The organism is Bordetella sputigena (genome assembly GCF_965137885.1).
Classification (GTDB): domain Bacteria; phylum Pseudomonadota; class Gammaproteobacteria; order Burkholderiales; family Burkholderiaceae_B; genus Bordetella_C; species Bordetella_C sputigena.
On record NZ_CBCSCA010000008.1, the window covers coordinates 116,977 to 136,132 of the forward strand.

At 66.0% G+C, this 19,156-nt stretch carries 16 protein-coding genes; 12 read left to right on the plus strand and 4 right to left on the minus strand.

Annotated features, from left to right (window positions below; genetic code table 11):
- Window positions 1-20: 20 nt before the first annotated feature.
- Both ACNA0R_RS16705 and ACNA0R_RS16710 read right to left on the minus strand, forming a co-directional pair.
- Window positions 21-752 carry an SDR family NAD(P)-dependent oxidoreductase gene (locus ACNA0R_RS16705; RefSeq protein ID WP_415827162.1) on the minus strand — a complete coding sequence of 244 codons (732 nt, stop codon included), beginning with the start codon at window positions 750-752 and terminating at the stop codon, window positions 21-23.
- A gap of 2 nt (window positions 753-754) precedes the next feature.
- The gene (locus tag ACNA0R_RS16710; RefSeq protein ID WP_415827163.1) at window positions 755-2,056 is read right to left on the minus strand and encodes an ABC transporter substrate-binding protein; all 1,302 of its coding nucleotides are present in this window, start codon (window positions 2,054-2,056) and stop codon (window positions 755-757) included.
- A 220-nt stretch (window positions 2,057-2,276) separates the two neighbouring features.
- Between ACNA0R_RS16710 and ACNA0R_RS16715 the strand changes: the two genes are divergently transcribed.
- The 5 genes from ACNA0R_RS16715 to ACNA0R_RS16735 all read left to right on the plus strand — a co-directional run bounded on the left by ACNA0R_RS16715 (window position 2,277) and on the right by ACNA0R_RS16735 (window position 7,165).
- Window positions 2,277-3,314 carry a LacI family DNA-binding transcriptional regulator gene (locus ACNA0R_RS16715; protein ID WP_415827164.1) on the plus strand — a complete coding sequence of 346 codons (1,038 nt, stop codon included), beginning with the start codon at window positions 2,277-2,279 and terminating at the stop codon, window positions 3,312-3,314.
- 133 nt (window positions 3,315-3,447) lie between these two features.
- Entirely contained in the window at window positions 3,448-4,068 is a 621-nt protein-coding gene (locus ACNA0R_RS16720; protein ID WP_415827165.1) for a cysteine dioxygenase family protein, read from the plus strand.
- Window positions 4,069-4,077: 9 nt separating this feature from the next.
- A complete protein-coding gene (dapC, locus tag ACNA0R_RS16725; protein ID WP_415827166.1) occupies window positions 4,078-5,310 on the plus strand; it encodes a succinyldiaminopimelate transaminase in 1,233 nt (410 codons plus the stop codon).
- Window positions 5,307-6,518: a trans-sulfuration enzyme family protein gene (locus ACNA0R_RS16730; protein WP_415827167.1), complete on the plus strand. Its 1,212-nt coding sequence runs from the start codon at window positions 5,307-5,309 to the stop codon at window positions 6,516-6,518. The genes dapC and ACNA0R_RS16730 overlap by 4 nt, the downstream gene beginning before the upstream one ends.
- Before the next feature lie 32 nt (window positions 6,519-6,550).
- Window positions 6,551-7,165, plus strand: coding sequence for a glutathione S-transferase family protein (locus ACNA0R_RS16735; RefSeq protein WP_415827168.1), 615 nt, complete (start codon window positions 6,551-6,553; stop codon window positions 7,163-7,165).
- Window positions 7,166-7,281: 116 nt separating this feature from the next.
- On the opposite strand, the gene ACNA0R_RS16740 is transcribed toward ACNA0R_RS16735, so the two are convergent.
- Window positions 7,282-8,241, minus strand: coding sequence for a Bug family tripartite tricarboxylate transporter substrate binding protein (locus ACNA0R_RS16740; RefSeq protein WP_415827169.1), 960 nt, complete (start codon window positions 8,239-8,241; stop codon window positions 7,282-7,284).
- 148 nt (window positions 8,242-8,389) lie between these two features.
- Between ACNA0R_RS16740 and ACNA0R_RS16745 the strand changes: the two genes are divergently transcribed.
- From ACNA0R_RS16745 to gorA, 5 genes are all read left to right on the plus strand, one after another.
- On the plus strand, window positions 8,390-9,307 hold the full coding sequence (locus ACNA0R_RS16745; protein WP_415827170.1) for a LysR family transcriptional regulator: 918 nt from the start codon (window positions 8,390-8,392) through the stop codon (window positions 9,305-9,307).
- A gap of 135 nt (window positions 9,308-9,442) precedes the next feature.
- Complete coding sequence (locus tag ACNA0R_RS16750; protein ID WP_415827171.1) at window positions 9,443-11,089, plus strand: rhodanese-like domain-containing protein; 1,647 nt, start codon at window positions 9,443-9,445, stop codon at window positions 11,087-11,089.
- Between the two features lie 46 nt (window positions 11,090-11,135).
- Complete coding sequence (locus ACNA0R_RS16755) at window positions 11,136-12,290, plus strand: iron-containing alcohol dehydrogenase (protein ID WP_415827172.1); 1,155 nt, start codon at window positions 11,136-11,138, stop codon at window positions 12,288-12,290.
- Between the two features lie 69 nt (window positions 12,291-12,359).
- The gene (locus ACNA0R_RS16760) at window positions 12,360-13,538 is read left to right on the plus strand and encodes a mandelate racemase/muconate lactonizing enzyme family protein (protein WP_415827173.1); all 1,179 of its coding nucleotides are present in this window, start codon (window positions 12,360-12,362) and stop codon (window positions 13,536-13,538) included.
- Between the two features lie 91 nt (window positions 13,539-13,629).
- The gene (gorA, locus tag ACNA0R_RS16765; RefSeq protein ID WP_415827174.1) at window positions 13,630-15,003 is read left to right on the plus strand and encodes a glutathione-disulfide reductase; all 1,374 of its coding nucleotides are present in this window, start codon (window positions 13,630-13,632) and stop codon (window positions 15,001-15,003) included.
- A 71-nt stretch (window positions 15,004-15,074) separates the two neighbouring features.
- Here gorA and ACNA0R_RS16770 read toward each other — a convergent pair whose 3' ends face one another.
- A complete protein-coding gene (locus ACNA0R_RS16770) occupies window positions 15,075-16,187 on the minus strand; it encodes a LacI family DNA-binding transcriptional regulator (RefSeq protein WP_415827175.1) in 1,113 nt (370 codons plus the stop codon).
- Between the two features lie 172 nt (window positions 16,188-16,359).
- Between ACNA0R_RS16770 and ACNA0R_RS16775 the strand changes: the two genes are divergently transcribed.
- Window positions 16,360-17,343 carry a Bug family tripartite tricarboxylate transporter substrate binding protein gene (locus tag ACNA0R_RS16775; RefSeq protein WP_415827176.1) on the plus strand — a complete coding sequence of 328 codons (984 nt, stop codon included), beginning with the start codon at window positions 16,360-16,362 and terminating at the stop codon, window positions 17,341-17,343.
- 5 nt (window positions 17,344-17,348) lie between these two features.
- The gene (gene araD / locus ACNA0R_RS16780; protein ID WP_415827177.1) at window positions 17,349-19,106 is read left to right on the plus strand and encodes an L-arabinonate dehydratase; all 1,758 of its coding nucleotides are present in this window, start codon (window positions 17,349-17,351) and stop codon (window positions 19,104-19,106) included.
- Window positions 19,107-19,156: the final 50 nt, after the last annotated feature.

A 19,156-nucleotide genomic window follows, 5' to 3' on the forward strand; every position in this document is an offset into this window, starting at 1 on the left:
CTCGGTATATGCGCGGCTGCTCAGCCAGCCAGGAACCCGCCATCGACGGGCAGCACGGTCCCGGTGATGTAGCGGGCCGCGGTCGAGCCGAGGAACAGCGCGCTGCCGGAAATGTCATCCGGCTGCGCCCAGCGGCCCTGCGGGATGCGCTCGCGGATGCGGGCATAGTGGGCGGCATCGCTGCGTCCCTCGGCGTTCAATGAGGTCTCCACATAACCGGGCGCCACGGCGTTCACCCGCACGCCCTGCCCGGCCCAGGCCACGGCCAGCGATTTGGTCAGCATCACCACCGCGCCCTTGCTGGCGCAATATGCCGGGATGAGTGGCAAGGCGGCGTAGGCATTCATGGACGCGGTATTGATGATGCTCGGACAGCGCCCGCTCGCCGCCAGCAGCGGCTGGCATGCCGCGCACATCCGGAAAGTACCCGTCAGGTTGACGTCGATGACCCGCTGGAAAGTGGCGATCTCGAATTCCTTGCCCCGCGCAAGAATCCCCGCGCAATTGACCAGCGTGTCCAGGTGCCCGAGCCCGCCGACGAAGCGGCCTACCGCCGCATCGTCGGTGATGTCCAGCGCGTCCAGCGTCAGGCCGGCTTGCGGTCGCAGGCGACTGTCCCGCACCGCCGCGGCATCCACGCCGGTGGCGATCACTTCGCAGCCGTGGGCCAGGAAAGCCCGCGCCATGGCCGATCCGATATCGCCCACGCCGCCTACGATAAGCACGCGATGGCCTGGTTCGTAGTCGAACATTGCTATTCCTTGGCGATGAGGTCGTTCAAGGACTGGTCGGCCTGCGTGCAGGCCTGCTCCGCCGGCCGGCTTCCCAGCATGACGTCGTTCACCGCCTGGCCGATGAACTCGCGCGAAGCCGGATTCGCCACGATGGGATAGCCGACCTCCGCCGTGCCCGTGCGGCTCAATTGATCCAGGGCCGCCACCCACTGCCGGCGCGCGGGCTGCTGGTCGGCCCAGGCCGTGAAGGCGGGATCCCGCAAGGCGGACACGCGCGGCGGCGCGATGCCTTCCAGGGCCAGTTTCTTCTGCATCGCGGGACTGCTGGCCCACTGCAGGAACAGCCACGCGGCGTCCTTGTGCCTGCTGTAGTTGGACACCGCCATGGTCCAGCCGATCATGGTCGGATGCGAACCGCCGGCGCCGGCCGGCAGCACCGCCACATTGGTGTCGCCTTCGCGCGCGCCACCCTGCATGATCGTGCTCAGTTCGTTGGACGACTCGAAGGCCATCACGGCCCGGCCGGCCTTGTAGAGCGACGATATCTGGTAGAAGCTGTAGTTCACCACCCCCGGCGGCCCGTAGTCCTTGAGCAGTCCGGCATAGAGCCGGATCGACGCGACGCCGGCCGGCGAGCAGAGCGCCGACTTGCCGTCCTGCATATAGCTGCCGCCCATGTTGTGCAGGAAAACACTGTAGGTAAACGGCAGCGCCGGCTTCTGTCCGCGCGAGACGAAAGGCGTCAGGTCGGGCTCGCATTTCTTGAGCCGGTCGGCCAGCGCGGGCATATCCTTCAGGTCGGCCGGCAACGCCACGCCGCATTTCTTGAAGATGTCGCCGCGGTAGTACAGCACCGGACCTTCGAGATTCAGCGGCACGCCGATGAGCTTGCCGTCCACCGTCGCGTCCTTGACCAGGCCGGGGCTGAAGTCCTTGGCGTCATAGTCCGGCGCGACCGCATTCGCCAGATAGGGCGTCAGGTCCGCATACCAGCCGGCGCGGGCGAATTGCAGTCCTTCGCGCGACGGCAGCGACATGAAGACATCGACCTCGCTGCTGCGCGCGTTCATGCTGGTTACCAGGCGCTGGCGCATCTGCTGCTCCTGGTAGGCGTCGACTTTCAACTCGATGCCGGTCAGCTTTTCGAACTCGTCCTTGTGCTTGACGAGGGCATTGGCCACGGGATTGTTGTTGGCCAGGAAGGTGATGCGCGTACCCGCGTACTTGTGCCAATCGAAGGCCTGGGCCGTGGCGCGGGGGGATGCGGATAGCAACGTGGCGAAGGAAATGCCGACGACCACGGCACGTAGTGCGCTGTGCATGCCTTGTCTCCTGTGAGGGCCTGGCGCGATCCGTACACCGTCACACCGGCTCTTTCATGTAACCGTTTTCAGAAGTATGAGTCGCCGCGGAAATTCGTGTCAACCCCCGGGAACACGTTTCAGCGTCGTTTTTACCTGCGCTTACGCCTTGTGGACGACGTCGGTTCTGATACAGTGCGGAAGTCGCCCGCTGGCGGCGCCGTTTTCTGAAAACTGTTTCATGAAATCCAACCGTGCGGTGGGTATACGCGAGGTAGCCAGGATGGCGGGTGTCTCCACCGCCTCGATATCGCGCGCCCTGAATACGCCGGCCAGCGTCAGCGCGGAGCTGCGGGCCCGCATCGATGCCGCCATCGCGGAGCTCGGATACATCCCCGACGCGGCGGCGCGCGCCCTCTCGTCACGGCGTACGCGCACTATAGGGGCGATCATTCCCACCGTGGACAATGCCATGTTCGCGCGCGGGATCGAGGCGCTGCAGCGCTATCTTTCTTCGCAGGACTATCTGCTTCTGCTGGCGACCAGCGGCTACGACCCGGAGGTCGAGCACCGGCAGGCGCAGAACATGGTGAGCCGCGGGATAGATGGACTGATCCTGCGCGGCGACGTGCATACGCCCGCGCTGCGGCGCTTGCTGGCGATGCAACGCATACCTTTCGTGAACGTGGGCGTCTACCATCCCGACAAACCCTATGCGTCGGTCGGCGCCGATAACGAAAGCGCGGCGCGCAGGGCCTGCGAGTATCTGTTGAGCCTGGGCCATACCGATATCGGCGTGGTCGCCGCCCTTGCCCGCCACAACGACCGGGCCTCGGCGCGGGTACAGGGCATACGCCAGGCGCTGGAGGCCGCCGGGCTCGACCTGCGGCCAGAGTGGCATATCGAAGTGCCCTACAAGCTCGATGACGCGCGGCAGGCGGCGCGCACGCTGCTGGCGCGCGATCCGCGTCCCACCGCCGTCATCTGCGGCAACGATGTGCTGGCCTATGGCGTGCTTCTGGAAGCGGAACGCCAGGGACTGCGGCTGCCTGACGATCTGTCGGTCATGGGCTTCGACGACCTGGAGTGGAGCCGGCATTTGCGGCCCAGCCTGACCACCATGCACCTGCCTACCGACGAGGTCTGGACCCGGGCCGGCGAGTACCTGGTGCGGACCCTGGCCGGCGAAGCGGCGCCCCTGCACCATGAAGTGGACGCCACCCTCGTGGTGCGGGAGTCCACCGGCAGGCCGCCGCGGCGCCGGGCCCGTGGCGCCTGACCGGGCTTGCCATAACTTCATCGCCGCTGAAGTTAAGGACGGGAAAAAACGTAATTGAGCTGAATTTCCCCGTGCTACGCTCTGCCACAGAACCAAGCCGACCCCGGGCTCACGGGCGCGAAAGGAGACTGACATGGTAGATCGGACCAAGGGCATGCGACGGCGCGAAGCGGTCCTATCCTTGATTGAGCAGGTGCGCACCGCCTTGGACGGTCGCGACGTGACGCCGGAAGCGTTGCGGAACATCCAGTCCGCCCTGGCCACCCTGGCCGCCACACCCGGCCTGTTCGATCCGGAAAGTTTTCCGCCATCCAGCGATCCCGCCGGCATGGCCCTGTATCAGCTGCACCGGGAACCGGACGACGGCATCGCGCTCTACCTGAATGTGCTGCTGCCGGGCAAGAGCAGCAAGCCGCACGACCACACCACCTGGGCCGCCATCGCGGCGTTGCAGGGCGCGGAGACGAACAAGGTCTATCGCCGGGTCGATGACGGCTCGGTGCCCGGGCGCGCGAAGCTGGAACACGTGCGCACGGTGGTCGTGCAGCCTGGAACGACGGTGGGCTTCATGCCCGACGACATCCACAGTATCCATGGCGAAGGCAGCGAGGTCATACGCCACCTGCACCTGTACGGCAGACCCCTGGATACGCTCGACGGCCGGCAGGGCTACGACGTGGAGGCCGGCACCGTCACGGGCTACAACAAGAAATACATGGCGGCGCCGATCGTCTGCGATCTGGCATCGATCTGAAGGCATACGATGACGAACGCCAGCAATCCCTACATCGACCGGCTGGGTCCCTACCCCATGGTGCGTATGGCGCGCCTCCTTGCGGATATCCAGCCGCCGGCCGGCAAGCCCCTGATCCGTTTTTCCGTCGGCGAACCCAGGCATCCCTTGCCGCGGGTGCTGGTCGATGCCTTCGCCGCCGCGGCCGGGACAGTCAACGCCTACCCTTCCACGCGCGGCTCCGACGCCATGCACCGCAGCATTGCGAACTGGGTGGAGCGCCGCTATGCGCCGGCCCGCGTGGATCCGCGCACGCAGGTATTGCCCGTCAACGGCGCACGCGAAGGGCTGTTCTCCTTTGCCGAAGCGGTGCTGGACAAGACGCGCACCGATAGCCTGGTCATCTGCCCCAATCCCGGCTATGCGGTCTACGACGGCGTGACCAAGCTGTCCGGCCTGACGCCCTGGTACTTCGCCACGCACGGCGCGGGCAGCATGGGCGAGCGCTATGCCGCCGTACCGGCGGAAATCTGGCGCCGCGCGCAGCTGATATTCGTCTGCACGCCCGACAATCCACGCGGCGATACGTTGACGCTGGACGACTGGCGGACGCTCTTCCAACTGTCCGATGAACATGGCTTCATCATCGCGGCCGACGAATGCTATAGCGAGATCTACGTCAACGGTGTCCCCCCGCTGGGCGCCCTGCAAGCCGCCGCGCGGCTGGGACGTGCCGGCTACGAGCGCCTGGCGGCGTTCTTCAGCCTGTCCAAGCGCTCGAACGCGACCGGACTGCGATCCGGCTTCATCGCCGGCGACGCGGCGCTGCTGCGGCAAACCGAACAATTCCGTTCCTACAATGGCGGCGGCATGAACCAGGCCGTGGAGGCCGCGAGCATCGCGGCGTGGGACGATGAAGAACACGTCCACGCCAATCGCGAACGCTATCGAACAAAGTACCGGCGGGTCATCCCCCTGCTGCAATCGGTGCTGCCGGTGCAGGAGCCGCGGGCCGGCTTTTTCCTGTGGGTCGACGTCCGCCGTACCGGCATGAGCGACGAAGCGTTCGCGCGCGCGCTGATGGCCGAGGAACACGTACAGGTGCTGCCCGGCACGTATCTCACCAATGAGGTCGACGGGGTAGACCCGGGCGCCGGCCATGTCCGGCTCGCCCTGGTGGCCGACGAGGAAGAATGCATGGAAGGCGCGCGCCGTATCGTCCGCTTCTGCAAAAGCCTCGCAACGCGGGCCGTGCCGGCATGAGCGGGCCCGCCGGGTTGCGTCCGGCCACCCGCCTGATCCACGCCGGCCAGCCGGATTGCCGCCATGGCACGGCGCCGGTCAATATTCCCGTTGTCAGGACCAGCACCGTGCGGTTCGACGATTGCGACCGGATGGACGAGATCCACCACCGGCGCGATGCGGGCGAAACCGTATCGGCCTACGGCCGCCATGGCACGGAAACGCATCGGGCGCTGGAAGAAGCGCTGTGCGCGCTGGAGGGCGGCTGCCGCGCCTTGCTCGCCCCTTCCGGGCTGGGCGCCATTTCCCTCTCCTTTCTTGCCTTGACGCACGCGGGCGCGCACGTGCTCGTCAGCGACAACGTCTATCAGCCCATCAAGCGCATCGATGCGGCGCTGCTGCGCAAGATGGGGGTGGAGGTAAGCTTCTTCAGCGCGACGCGGGACCGCGTACAGGATCACCTGCGGCCGAATACCGCGATGATCTATAGCGAGACCCCGGGCTCCACCCTTTACGAAATGGCCGACCTGCGTGTATTGGGCGCGGAAGCCGCGCGCCGCGGCATCCCGCTGGTGGTCGACAACACCTGGGCGTCCGGATATCTGTTCAACCCGCTGGCCGTGGGCGCGAGCGTGTCGGTACTCGCGAATACCAAATACATATCCGGCCATTCGGACCTGATGCAAGGCGCGGTCATCCTCGGCGATCCGGCCCTGGCGCAAGCCTTCGACGCCACCTACGACGCCATGGGCTTCTGCGTGGGCGCCGACGACGCCTATCTGGCCTTGCGCGGGCTGCGCACGCTCGACGTGCGCATGGAACGGCACGGCCGCAACGCGCTGAAGGTGGCCGAACACCTGCGCCAATTGCCGCGGGTGCGCCGCGTCTATTGCCCCGCCCTGCCGGACCATCCCGGCCATGATCTGTGGCAACGTGATTTCCGCGGCACCAACGGCTTGATCAGCGTCGAATTCGAGGACTTCGATTGGCGGCGCATCACGGCGGTGGCCGACCATCTATCCTTGTTTTCGATCGGCGCGTCATGGGGCGGCTACGAAAGCCTGGCCTTGCCCACGCGCGCCGACAAGCTGGCCTTCCAGTCCAGCTGGGACGGCACGGCCGGCGTGCTGCGCCTGCACATCGGACTGGAAGATCCACGGGATCTGATCGATGATCTACAGCGCGCCATCGGCCTGGCCGCAAACCTGACCGCCCCCTCGGGGCGGTAACTTTTATTCCGCACCGTTCCTGGGAGGTCCGCATGAAGTTGTATTACGCCGTCGGCACATGTTCCATGGCTGTCCACCTGTTGCTGGAGGAAATCGGCCAGCCGTTCGAACGCCACCTGTTGCGCTTTTCCAGCGCCGACCAGAAAAAGCCGGAATACCTGGCCGTCAATCCCAAGGGCAAGGTTCCCGCGCTGCGGACGGAGGACGGCGTCATTACCGAGATGCCGGTCATCTGCCAGTACCTGGCGCACCGCTATCCGCGTGCCGGGCTGCTGCCCGATGACTTCATGCAGCAGATCCGCGCCAAGGAAATGCTCGACTACATCGCCGCCACCGTGCATATGCGCGGTTTCAGCCGCCTGGCCAATCCTGCCGCCTTCTCGCCGGACGGCGATCCGGAGCTGGTGAAGCGCGAGGGGCGCAAGGTAATCGAGGATGGGCTGCGTATCATGGAAGCCGTGCTGGGCGACAAGCCTTACGCGCTGGGACAGCAGTTCAGCATCCTGGATGCCGGCTATTTCCTGATCGAATGGTGGGCGGGCCGCCGCGAAATACCGCTGCCGCCGGCGATGGCGGGCCACTATCAGCGCATGATGGCGCGCCCGGCCGCGCAACGCACGATGGCCGACGAAGACAAGCATCGTTGACGGGCGCCGTTGATACACGCCGTGGCGTGTATCGTCGGTCCCATCGTTTGATACGCATCGTCGATACGATGCAATGCGGGGCCGCCTCGGCGGCCCCGCGATTGGCAGTGCCCGGGTCAGTCCAGCTGCAGATTCAACGGCCGGATGATCTTGCCCCACCGGTCCAGTTCCTTGTCCACGAATACCGCGAACTGCTTCTGGTCCATGGTCCCGGCGACCGCGCCCAGGCTGTCGAGCTTTTCCTTGGCGGACCTGGAGTGCATCACCTTGCGCGCCATCTGGTCGACTTTCTGCACGATGGCGTCGGGCGTCCCGGCGGGCGCGAAAATCGCATACCAGGAAGTCACGTCATAGCCCGGCAGGGTCTTGGCGACAGGCGGCAGATTGGGCGTCAAGGGCGACGGCTCCGCCGACGTCACCGCGAGCCCCTTCAGCTGTCCCTGGCGGATATAAGGCAACGATTCGTTGACCATCACCATCGTCGCGCTGCCGCCGATCACGTCGGTCAACGCCTGGACGCCGCTCTTGTACGGCACCAGCACCATATCGACCTTCGCCAGGTCGCGGAACAGGATGCACGATAGATAGGTGCTGGTCCCCACGCCCGAATTGGCGCAACTGTACTTGCCGGGACTGGCCTTCAACATGTCGACCAGCTCTTTTGTGCTGGATACCGGCAGTTTGGGATTGACCGCCAGATAATTGGGAACCGTGGCCAGCAGGGAGACCGGCACCAGTTCCTTGCGCATGTCGATCAGCGGCTTTTTGTACGTGACGTCGTTCAAGACGGTGGCGATGCCGCCCAGCAACAAGGTATAGCCGTCCGCCGGAGACCGCGCCGCGACCTGCGATCCCAGCATGCTCCCGGCGCCCGGCTTGTTTTCCACGATCACCGGCTGACGCAGCTCTTCGCCCAGTTGCTGGGCCACCATGCGCGCGAGGATGTCGGTGTTGCCTCCCGCGCCGAACGGCACGATGATCTTGATCGGCCCTTCCGGCCACGCCGCATGGCTGGCGAATGAGAAAGCGGCCAGCGCGGTACACGCCACCGCACGCAATAACCGGCGTTTATTCATGGCATTGTCTCCTGTGTCGTTGTGATATGCTGCAAGCGCTATTTCCGGCTAAGCCACGGATAACCGGCCATCACAATCTAGCATCGAACTTCTTAGGCCAATTCTGTTTTTTCGAGAACCTAAGTTCGGCTTCCTTGAAGTTATGTCCTTGCGCAGACTGAAAACGCTAGTGGCCGTCGCCGATCACGGAAGCATTACGGCCGCCGCGGAAGTCCTGTTCCTTAGCGTGCCGGCCGTCAGCGCGCATATCACCGATCTCGAAGCCGACTACCAGTGCGAGCTGCTGGACCGCCGGCGCAAGCCGGCCCGCCTGAACGAGGCCGGCCGCTCGCTGGCCCTGCGCGCGCGGGAAATCATCCAGCAATACGAAAGCCTGCGCGAGGCCGTGCTGGAACAGCCGGACATCTCGGGCGTGCTGACGCTGGGCGCTTCGGTGACCGTGCTCACCACCGTTATTCCCCCCGCGCTGCAAACCCTGATGCGCACTCATCCGCGGCTGCAGATCCAGATGCAATACGCCCGTCCCGGGACGCTGCTGGAACAGCTATCGCATGGCGAGATCGATGCCGCCGTCCTCGGCCAGCCTCGCGGCTACGTATCGAACGTCAAATGGACCAAGTTCGCGCGCGAGCCTATCCTGGTGATCGCGCCGCCCCATGCGCGCGGCAAGACCGACGAAGCCCTGTTGCGGGAATTTCCGTATATCCGCTACGGCAGGCAATTCTGGGTCAGCCAGGAAATCGAGGAACACCTGGCCCAGCGCCGCATCGCGCTGCGCCCCAGCATGGTCGTGGAATCGCGCGAGGCCATCGAAGTCATGGTGCGCCATGGGCTGGGCGTTTCGATCGTCCCGCAGTCCGACACCACGATCGCCCGGTTCTACGGCCTGCGCATCGTGCCGCTGGGCAAACCGCCCATGATGCGCGACGTGGGGCTCGCGGAACGCATTTCCGGGCCCAAGGAACGGCTGATCGCCACGCTCTTCGAGACACTGAAAGTCACGGCGCGCCAGGCGCTGGGTCGTCGCGGCGCCGCGCCACGGAAACGCGACGCCGACGGGAAATAGACGCGAAGCGGATGCGCGCGGCTGTCGGGCCGTGGGAGCCGTAACTTCATGAGATCCGAAGTTATAGCTAGGCAAATACATACATACGCCTAACACCGTCATGCTAGATTCCCGGTCAACCATACCGAGGAAATCATGAGTGCATCCAGCCCTGCTCCACTTCAAACACGGTCGGGAAACGAACAGCCGGGGTCGCTCGTCAGCGCGCGCGAACTCAGGCAATTGATCGCCGGCGCGTCGGAACTCGCCCTGCTGGACGTGCGCGAAACCGGCGCATTTTCAGCGCGGCACATCTTCTATTCGATATCGCTGCCGCTGAGCCACATGGAGCAGCGCGCCGCCGCGCTGGTGCCGCGCAAGGCAACGCCGATCGTCCTGGTGGACAGCGGCGACGGACAGGGCCTGGCCGAACGCGCCGCCGCGCTGCTGCGCGCTTGCGGCTACACCGACGTCAAGCTGTTGCAGGATGGCCTGCTGGGATGGGAGCGGGAAGGCTACCAATTCTTCTCCGGCGTCTTCGTGCCGAACAAGGCTTTCGGCGAGTACATCGAGCATCTGTACGGCACGCCCTGCATCGATGCGGCCGAATTGCAGCAGTGGCAGCGCGACGGCAAGGATCACATCATCCTCGACAGCCGGCCTTACGAGGAATTCCAGCAGTTCAGCGTGCCGGGGGGTGTCAGCTGCCCCGGCGCCGAGCTGGTGTATCGGGCGTTCAGCATGACGCAACGCCCCGGCACCACCATCGTGATCAATTGCGCCGGGCGCACGCGCGGCATTATCGGCGCGCAATCGCTCATCAATGCCGGCATACCCAATCCCGTGGTTACGCTGAAGAACGGCACGGCCGGCTGGTATTTGAACGGCGGCAAATTGCGCGAGGACGCACGCGACGTCGCGCCGCCGCCCACGGCGGACGGCCTGGCGCGCGCCATCGCCGCATCGGAGCGCGTGGCCAAACGGTTCGGCGTTCGCGAAATCGACGCGGCGGAACTGGACCGGTTGCGCAAGGACCAGGACCGTACCCTGTTCCTTCTGGATGTGCGAACGCCCGACGAGTATGCCGCCGGCCATCTGCCGGGTTCCCGCAGCGCCCCCGGCGGCCAGCTGATTCAGTCCACCGAACATTACGCCGGTGTGCTGCGCGCCCGTCTCGTGCTGGTGGACGACAACCGCGTGCGCGCGCGGATGACGGCCTCATGGCTGGTCCAGATGGGCTGGAAAGAGGTCTATGTCCTGGCGGACGGCTTGAACGCCACGCCCTGCCTGGAACGCGGGCCCGAGCACGTCGCGCCGCTGCGCGACAGGCCGCGCGAAGATAACGAAATCGGCGTGGCCGAAGCCTACGAAATATGGCGGTCCGACGGCGCCGTTATCCTGGATTTCGGCAATAGCCTGTCATACCGGCGCGGACATATTCCGGGGGCGTGGTTCGCCGTCCGCTCGCGCATCCGTGCATCGCTGCCTGGCGTATCGGAAGGCCGGCGCATCATCGTGACCTCGGACGACGGCAGTCTGGCCTGCTACGCGGCGCAAGACCTGCGCGCCGTGGGCGCGGCGGAGGTATACGTCCTGCGCGGTGGCACGGCGGCATGGAAGCAGGCCGGCTTGACGCTGGAGCAGGGATTCGCGCACATGGCCGACGACAATGACGACGTCTGGTACGGACCTTATGATTTCGACGACCTCGCCGGCGCGATGAAGGCCTATCTATCCTGGGAGGTGGGGCTTGTCGCCCAGCTCGAAAAGGAGAATGCTGCATTCCTGCCCATGCAAGGCTAAGGACGCCGGCTGACGATCGCGTCCGGCAAACCCAGGATGACATCGTATGAATCTGACCGAATTCCGTAGCGTGCCCGAAATCCTGCTCGGCGCCGGCCTGGCCCGCCGCCTGGGCGAACTGCTGGGCGCCCGCTGTGCGAGCCGGCGCGTCTTCGTGGTGACCGACGCGGGCCTGCACCGGGCCGGAGTGCTGGGGCCGCCACTGGCGTCGTTGGACGCGGCCGGCTTCACGACGACGCTTTTCACCGGTGTCGTCGCCGATCCGCCCGTCGAGGTTGTCGAGCAAGCCGTACAGGCCTGCCGGGATGCCGGCTGCGACGTGGTCCTGGGTATCGGCGGCGGCTCGTCGATGGATGTGGCCAAGCTGGTGGCGGCGCTCGCCCGCACCGGCCAGCAGATCGCGGACGCCTATGGCATCGGGCGCCTGGCGGGTCCGCGCCTGCCCCTGATGCAGATGCCGACGACGGCCGGCACGGGGTCGGAAGCCACTTCGGTGGCCATCGTCACGACCGGCGCACAGAGCAAAATGGGCGTGGTGTCGCCGCTGCTGCTGTGCGACGTCGCCCTGCTCGATCCGGAACTGACGCTGGGGCTGCCCGCCGCGGTGACGGCGGCGACCGGCGTGGATGCCATGGTGCATGCGGTGGAGGCTTACACCAGCCGGGTACGCAAGAATCCGCTGTCCGATCATGCCGCCCGCGAGGCCCTGCGCCTGCTGGGCGGCGCCATCGAGCGGGCCTGCGCGGACGGCGCCGACCTGGACGCGCGGTCCGACATGCTGCTGGGCGCCATGCTCGCCGGGCAGGCTTTCGCCAACGCGCCGGTGGGCGCCGTGCACGCCCTGGCCTATCCGGTCGGCGCACTGTTCCATGTCGCGCATGGCGTTTCCAATGCCCTCATGCTCGGCCCCGTGCTGCGATTCAACGTCGACGCGGCCGCGCCGCACTATGCGGAGCTGGCCGGCATCCTTGTTCCCGCTGCCGCCGGCAGCGACAAGGACCGCGCGCTCGCGCTGGCCGGCTATTTCGAAGCGCTGATCGTCCGCCTGCGAGTCCCGGCCCGGTTGCGCGATGTCGGCATTTCGGAGGCGGACCTGCCGACGCTGGCCGAGCAGGCCATGCAGCAACAGCGGCTGCTCGTGAACAATCCCCGCACGGTCGAACTGGCCGATGCGCTGGCCCTTTACCAGCGCGCGTATTGAGGCCAAGAAGCGAGATCGCAAGCAGACAGGCCTGGCGCACCTGGTTAAAGCGCTATTCCGGAGCAAGCAATGAAAATAACGAATATCGAGACAATGGCCTGCGACGCAGGATGGCGCGACTACCACTTCCTGAAGATCACGACCGACACCGGCATCGTCGGCTGGAGCGAGTATGACGAGGGCTACGGTTCGCCGGGCGTTACCAGCGTCATCGAGTACTTCAAGCCCCTGCTGATCGGCCGCTCTCCCGCCGATCACGAGCAATTCCAGGCCGATGCATTCGGCCGCACCAGGCCGGCCGCGGGCGGCGTGGTGTCCGAAGGCATCGGCGCCATCGAGAACGCCCTGCTCGACGCCAAGGCGAAGTGGCTGAAGGTGCCCTGCTACGAGCTTCTGGGCGGCAAGATCCGCGACCGCGTGCGGGTGTATTGGTCGCACGCAATGTCGTGGCGGGTCCGGTATCCGGAGTATTACGGCAACGCGATAAAGTCCCTGGACGATGTGAAGCGGATGGGCGCGCACGTGCGCGAGCGCGGCTTCACCGCCCTCAAGACCAACCTGTTCCTGCACGAAGGCGGGCCGATGCGCCAGTGGCGACCCGGCATTTCGTCGCCCTATTACCCGGAGCTGAACGTCGACCGCATGGTATTGCGCAACCTGCGCGAGCATCTGGACGCGTTGCGCGACGGCGCCGGTCCGGACATGGATATCCTGATCGACGTAAACTTCAACGCCAGGACCGAGGGGCTGCTGCGGATACTGCGTGAAACCGCCCACCACGACCTGTTCTGGGTGGAGATCGACTCGCAGAATCCCGAAGCGCTGGCCTACGTGCGCAGCCAGAGCCCGCATCCCATCAGCTCGTGCGAGACGCTGCTGGGCGGGCGGCAGCTGCTTCCTTTCCTGAAGGAAAACGCGGTGGATGTGGCCATCATCGACGCCGTGTGGAATGGTGTATGGCAATCGATGAAAATGGCGGCATTGGCGGACATCCACGACGTCAATATCGCCCCGCACAACTTCTACGGACATCTATGCACAATGATGAACGCGCACTTCGCGTGCGCGGTGCCCAATTTCCGCATCATGGAAACCGACGTCGACCGCCTGCCCTGGGACAAGGAGCTGTTCACCCACCTGCCCGAATACCAGGACGGTCATCTGATTGTCCCGGATCGTCCCGGCTGGGGTACCGAGCCGATCGAGGAAGCCATACGCGCGCGGCCGTCCAAGGCGGCGGCGCACTGACGATCCCGATATATACGTCCGCCGCCGGGGCGCCGCCCCTATCGCCGTCGCGGTCGAGCGGACGCGCATTGCCACTCGCCGGGATCCTTGTATGACGCAGCCGCATTTCGATTACGACCTGTTCCTGATCGGCGCCGGCAGCGGCGGCGTGCGCGCGGCGCGCATGGCGGCGCAGCGCGGCGTGCGCGTCGCCGTGGCCGAGGCAGGGCCGCTGGGCGGAACCTGCGTCAACGCCGGCTGCATTCCCAAGAAGCTGTTGAGCTACGCCGCCGGCTATGCGGAAGCCTTTCACGAATCGGCCGGATACGGCTGGCGCGGCCCTGCCCCGGCGCTGGATTGGCCGGCGCTGAAGACCGCCCGGGCCGCCGAGATCAGCCGCCTGAACGAGGTCTACGCCAGACTGCTCGATTCGTCCGGGGCGCAAGTGATTGCCGGGCGCGCGCGTCTGGCAGACGCCCATACCGTCGTCGTGAATGGCGAGCGATACACCGCCCGGCACATTGTCGTGGCCACCGGCGCCCTGCCCTACGTGCCCGCTATCCCGGGACGCGAGCTGGCCGTGACCTCCGACGACATGTTCGATCTGCCGCGGGTCCCGCGCCGGCTGCTGGTGGTGGGCGCGGGCTATATCGCCTGCGAATTCGCCTCGATCTTTCGCGGCCTGGGGTCGGAAGTCACGCTGGTGCATCGCGGCAACCATCTGCTGAACGGCTTCGACGCGGATGTACGCCGCTTCGTCGCCGAAGAGATGGGTCGCAAGGGCGTGGACATCAAGCTGGACTGGACGGTCGACTCGCTGGCCCGCGGGAAAGAGGACGATCTCGTGCTGACCAGCCGGATGGGAGCGACCTGCGCCGCCGACGTCGTGCTGTTCGCCACGGGGCGCGTGCCGAACACCGCCGATCTGGGCCTGGAACAGGTTGGCGTGCGGATCGACGACAAGGGCGCGGTGGTAGTGGATCGGGATTATCGAACCAGCGTCCCGTCGGTTTATGCGATCGGTGACGTTTCATCGCGCAAGCAACTGACCCCGGTCGCGCTGGCCGAAGCAATGGCGCTCGTCGAACACCTGTTCGGCGCCGGCCAGCGCGCCGTGGACTACGAGTTCATTCCGACGGCGGTCTTCACCCACCCGAACGTCGGCACGGTGGGGCTGACCGAAGCCGAAGCGCGCGCCGCCCTGGGCCATGACGGCGTGGCCGTATACCGCTCCGATTTCCGCGCGCTGCGGCATACGCTATCCGGCAGCGGCGAAAGAACCCTGGTCAAACTATTGGTGGACAAGAAGACCGACCGCGTGATCGGCGTGCATATGGTCGGTCCGGACGCCGGCGAAGTGATACAGGGCTTCGCGGTCGCATTGCGCGCCGGCGCCACCAAGGCGATCTTCGACAGCACCATGGGCGTGCATCCCACTGTGGCGGAAGAGTTCGTCACCTTGCGGCAGGCCGCGGCGGAGGATTGACGGCGCGAAACGCACGCGCTCGGTCCATCCCGGCGCGGATGGCCGGCGCGCTCGGACTGGACCGTAATGCGCTATGCGCCTTTACGCGCGCCACGGGCCGCCATGCTGGAGCTGGCACGCACCAGGAAGCGGGTGGCGATGTGATGGGATTGGGGCTCCGGCGGCTTTCTGTCGCCATCCGCGCCCTCGATCAGGCGCAGTACCAGGCTCGCGGCGGTCGCGCCGATTTCATAGCGCCCGGGATGCACGGTGGTGAGCGCCGGCGTGAGGCGTTTGGCAATCGGAAAATCGCCGAAGCCCACGATGGCGCAGTCCGCCGGCAGCGATAGTCCGCACGCCGGCGCCGCGAGTATGGCGCCGGCGGCCATATTGTCGTTGGCGAAGATAATCGCCTTCGGCCGCGTCCGCGGGCTGGTGGCGGCGAAGCGGGCCATGGCGGCCGCGCCGGCTTCGAAAGGGTCGGTTTCCGCCGGCGTCTCAACCTCCGCCTTCAGTCCTTTGGTTTCCATTGCCCGGACATAGCCCAGCGCGCGCTGCTGCGCGCGAAAGTCTTCCGGCAAACCGGTCTTGATGAAACGGATGCGGCGCGCGCCCTGCTCTATCAAATGCATCGCCTGGTCGTATCCCACCTGCTCATGGGAAAAGCCCACTTGGTGAAAAGGCCGGTTGGGCCTGACGTCCCAGGTTTCCACCACCGGAAAAGCCGCGGCGCGCAGCATCGCGTCCACCTGTGCGCTGTGCAATGGCCCGGTCAGGATCATCCCTGCCGGACGCCAGCCGGCGAAGGCGCGTACGGCGCTTTCCTCTTCGGCCGTCGAGTAGTTGCTGCTGGCCAGCAGCAACTGGTAGCCGGACGAACGCAGCACATCCGACATCCCCTGCACGGTCTCGGAAAACACCGAATTCGCGATGCTCGGTATCACCGCGCAAACCACCTTGGAGCGGGCGGAGGCCAATCCCATGGCGGCCTGGCTGGGTACGAAGCCGGTCTGGGCGATGGCGGCCTCGATGCGGGCGCGGCGCGCCGGCGACACCTTGTCAGGCGTATTGAAATAGCGCGAGACCGTAATGGAAGCGACGCCCGCGATGGCGGCCACGTCATGGATGGTATGGGTGGAAATCTTGCGCCGCCCGGCGTGAGCCGGCTGCTCCACCTCCTGCGTTGATGCCTTGCGTCCGGCCAACGGTTGCCTCCAGTCTGGCTCCGCCCGTGTTTGACGGCGGAAGGGGCGCATTATAGACTTCGCCCAATGTCGATGGTACCGGTACCTTTTGTTCTGTATGGTACCGGTACCATACGTACCCAGGCGGATATTCCGGACCGCCAGGGACTTGCATAAACGGAGGAGACCACGCATGAACCGTCGAGAACTCATGGCCGCCGCCGCGGCATCATTCGGGCTTGCCGCGATAAGCCCGAGCCGCGCGTCGGGCGACGCTTATCCCCAGAAAGCGCTGACCTTCATCGTTCCCTATCCCGCCGGCGGCGCGGCCGACCAATTCGCGCGCCCTTTCGCCCAGGCCCTGGACCCGCGACTGCACCAGTCGGTGATCATCGAGAACCGCCCCGGCGCCAACGGCAACATCGGCTCGGCCTACGCGGCGCGGCGGCTGCCCGCGGACGGCTACACCTTCCTGCTGGGGTCCACCAGCACCTTGGCGATCAACCCGCACATCTATCCGTCCATGGGTTATTCGCCGCTGGATGACTTGCAGCCGGTCACCCTCACCCACCGCATGCCCAACGTGCTGGTCGTGGGCGCGCAGACGCCCTATCGCAGCGTGGCGGAGCTGGTCGCGGCGGCCAGGCAGCGTCCCGGCAAACTGGAATACGGATCGGCCGGCATCGGGAACACCATGCACATGGCCGCCGAACTGTTCCAGTTGCGCGCCGGCATACGCCTGCTGCATATCCCCTACAAGGGCGGCCCGGAAGCGCTGAACGACCTGTTGGGCGGCCGCATACCCATGATGTTCCACAACCTGCCCGCCATCATCGCCCTGGTGAACAGCGGCAAGCTGCGCGCCCTGGCCATCGCCGACGACAAGCGGTCGCCGTTGCTGCCGGATGTCCCGACCATGGCGGAGGCAGGCATCGCGAACGCGAACTCCGTCGTCTGGAACGGCATCCTGGTAAGGCGCGGCACCGCGAAGGACATCGTCGATCGTTTGTCCGGTGACATGGTCGCCGTGCTGGCCGATCCGGGTTTCCGCCGCACTCTCACCGCCCAGGGCTACGAAATCCTGTCGTCCACGCCGGCCGAATTCGAGGCGCTGCTGCGCAAGGATTACGCCGCCATGGGCGATCTCGTCAAACGCGCGAATATCAGAATGGAATGAACCGCATGACCGACACCACGCGCCGAACCTTGGACTCCCTGCGCAGCCAGAAATGGTTCGCCACCGACAATATCCGCGGTTTCGCCCACCGCCAGCGCATGCAGCAGCAGGGCTTGAGCCGCGAAGAATTCATGGGCCGTCCGGTCATCGGCATCCTGAACACCTGGAGCGAACTTTCGCCCTGCCATGCCCACCTGCGCGAGCGCGCACAGGCGGTAAAGCGCGGCATCCTGCAGGCCGGCGGCTATCCGCTGGAGCTGCCGGCGCTCAGCCTGGGCGAAGTGATGGTCAAGCCCACCACGATGCTGTATCGCAACCTGCTGGCCGTCGAAGCGGAGGAACTGCTGCGCAGCCTGCCCCTGGATGGCGCCGTCCTGATGGGCGGTTGCGACAAGACCACGCCCGGCCTGGTAATGGGCGCGCTGTCGATGGACTTGCCGGTGATCTACTGTCCCGCCGGCACCATGCTGAACGACCGCTACAAGGGGCAGACCGTAGGCGCGGGTACGCACACGCGCAAGTACTGGGACGAATACGCCGCGGGCAACATCCAGCGGACGGAATGGATCGCCCTGGAATCCAAGATGACGCGCACGCCGGGCACCTGCAACACGATGGGCACGGCCAGCACCATGACGGCCATCGTCGAAGCCATGGGCCTGACCCTGCCCGGCGCGAGCAGCGTGCCGGCCATGGACGCCGCGCACTCGCGCATGGCATGGACATGCGGCCAACGCATCGTCGACATGGTCTGGGAAGACCTGCGGCCATCGCGCCTGCTGACGCAGGATAGCCTGCGCAACGGGGTCGTGGCATACATGGCCTTGGGCGGGTCGACCAACGCGGCGGTCCACCTGCCCGCCATGGCGGGACGCGCCGGCCTGAAACTGGCGTTGGACGATCTGGATGCCATCGCCCGGAAAGTGCCGGTGCTGGCCAACCTGTATCCGTCAGGCAACCGGCTTATGGAGGACTTCTACTATGCGGGCGGCCTGCCCGCGCTGCTGAATAAACTGCGTGCGCATCTGGCGCTGGACGCCCTGACGGTCACCGGCGCCAGCCTGGGCGAGAACATCCGTGGCGTCGAATGCCAGGATGACGATGTGATCCGCGACCTGGACAATCCGCTGGTGCCGCCGGCGGATGGCTGTCCCGAGGCCGGCATGGCGCTGGCCGTGCTGCGCGGCAATCTGTGCCCGGACGGCGCCGTGATCAAGCCATCCGCGGCAACGCCGGCGTTGTTGCGCCATAGCGGGCGGGCCTTGGTATTCGACTCGAACGAGGCCATGCTGGCCGCCATGAACGATCCCGACCTGGACGTCGATGCGGACACGGTGCTCGTGCTGCGCAACGGCGGCCCCGTGGGCGCGCCCGGCATGCCGGAATGGGGCAACCTGCCCATTCCCAAAAAGCTGTTGCGCCAGGGCGTGCGCGACATGCTGCGGCTTTCCGATTCGCGCATGAGCGGCACGCACTACGGGACCTGCGTGCTGCATATTTCGCCGGAATCCGCGGTTGGCGGCCCCTTGGCGCTGCTGCGCACGGGCGATCGCGTCACTTTGGATATCGGGGCGCGCCGTTTGGATATGGAAGTCTCCGATGCCGAACTGCAGGCACGCCGCGCCGCCTGGCGGCCGCCGGCGCGCGCCTACGCCCGCGGCTACGCGAAGCTGTACCAGGAGCAGGTAACACAGGCGCACGAGGGCTGCGACTTCGCCTTCCTGCAAGGCGGCGCGCCCACGCCGGAACCTCCGATCTATTGACCTTTTGCTGCCTGCCATGCCTGGCAGGCAGGCCTATCGTCCACCACCGG

What these genes read in the sequence shown, in the direction of transcription:
- ACNA0R_RS16705 (WP_415827162.1), bottom strand. Translation starts at nt 752, where the DNA reads ATGTTCGACTACGAACCAGGCCATCGCGTGCTTATCGTAGGCGGCGTG.
- ACNA0R_RS16710 (WP_415827163.1), bottom strand. Translation starts at nt 2,056, where the DNA reads ATGCACAGCGCACTACGTGCCGTGGTCGTCGGCATTTCCTTCGCCACG.
- ACNA0R_RS16715 (WP_415827164.1), top strand. Translation starts at nt 2,277, where the DNA reads ATGAAATCCAACCGTGCGGTGGGTATACGCGAGGTAGCCAGGATGGCG.
- ACNA0R_RS16720 (WP_415827165.1), top strand. Translation starts at nt 3,448, where the DNA reads ATGGTAGATCGGACCAAGGGCATGCGACGGCGCGAAGCGGTCCTATCC.
- dapC (WP_415827166.1), top strand. Translation starts at nt 4,078, where the DNA reads ATGACGAACGCCAGCAATCCCTACATCGACCGGCTGGGTCCCTACCCC.
- ACNA0R_RS16730 (WP_415827167.1), top strand. Translation starts at nt 5,307, where the DNA reads ATGAGCGGGCCCGCCGGGTTGCGTCCGGCCACCCGCCTGATCCACGCC.
- ACNA0R_RS16735 (WP_415827168.1), top strand. Translation starts at nt 6,551, where the DNA reads ATGAAGTTGTATTACGCCGTCGGCACATGTTCCATGGCTGTCCACCTG.
- ACNA0R_RS16740 (WP_415827169.1), bottom strand. Translation starts at nt 8,241, where the DNA reads ATGAATAAACGCCGGTTATTGCGTGCGGTGGCGTGTACCGCGCTGGCC.
- ACNA0R_RS16750 (WP_415827171.1), top strand. Translation starts at nt 9,443, where the DNA reads ATGAGTGCATCCAGCCCTGCTCCACTTCAAACACGGTCGGGAAACGAA.
- ACNA0R_RS16755 (WP_415827172.1), top strand. Translation starts at nt 11,136, where the DNA reads ATGAATCTGACCGAATTCCGTAGCGTGCCCGAAATCCTGCTCGGCGCC.
- ACNA0R_RS16760 (WP_415827173.1), top strand. Translation starts at nt 12,360, where the DNA reads ATGAAAATAACGAATATCGAGACAATGGCCTGCGACGCAGGATGGCGC.
- gorA (WP_415827174.1), top strand. Translation starts at nt 13,630, where the DNA reads ATGACGCAGCCGCATTTCGATTACGACCTGTTCCTGATCGGCGCCGGC.
- ACNA0R_RS16775 (WP_415827176.1), top strand. Translation starts at nt 16,360, where the DNA reads ATGAACCGTCGAGAACTCATGGCCGCCGCCGCGGCATCATTCGGGCTT.
- araD (WP_415827177.1), top strand. Translation starts at nt 17,349, where the DNA reads ATGACCGACACCACGCGCCGAACCTTGGACTCCCTGCGCAGCCAGAAA.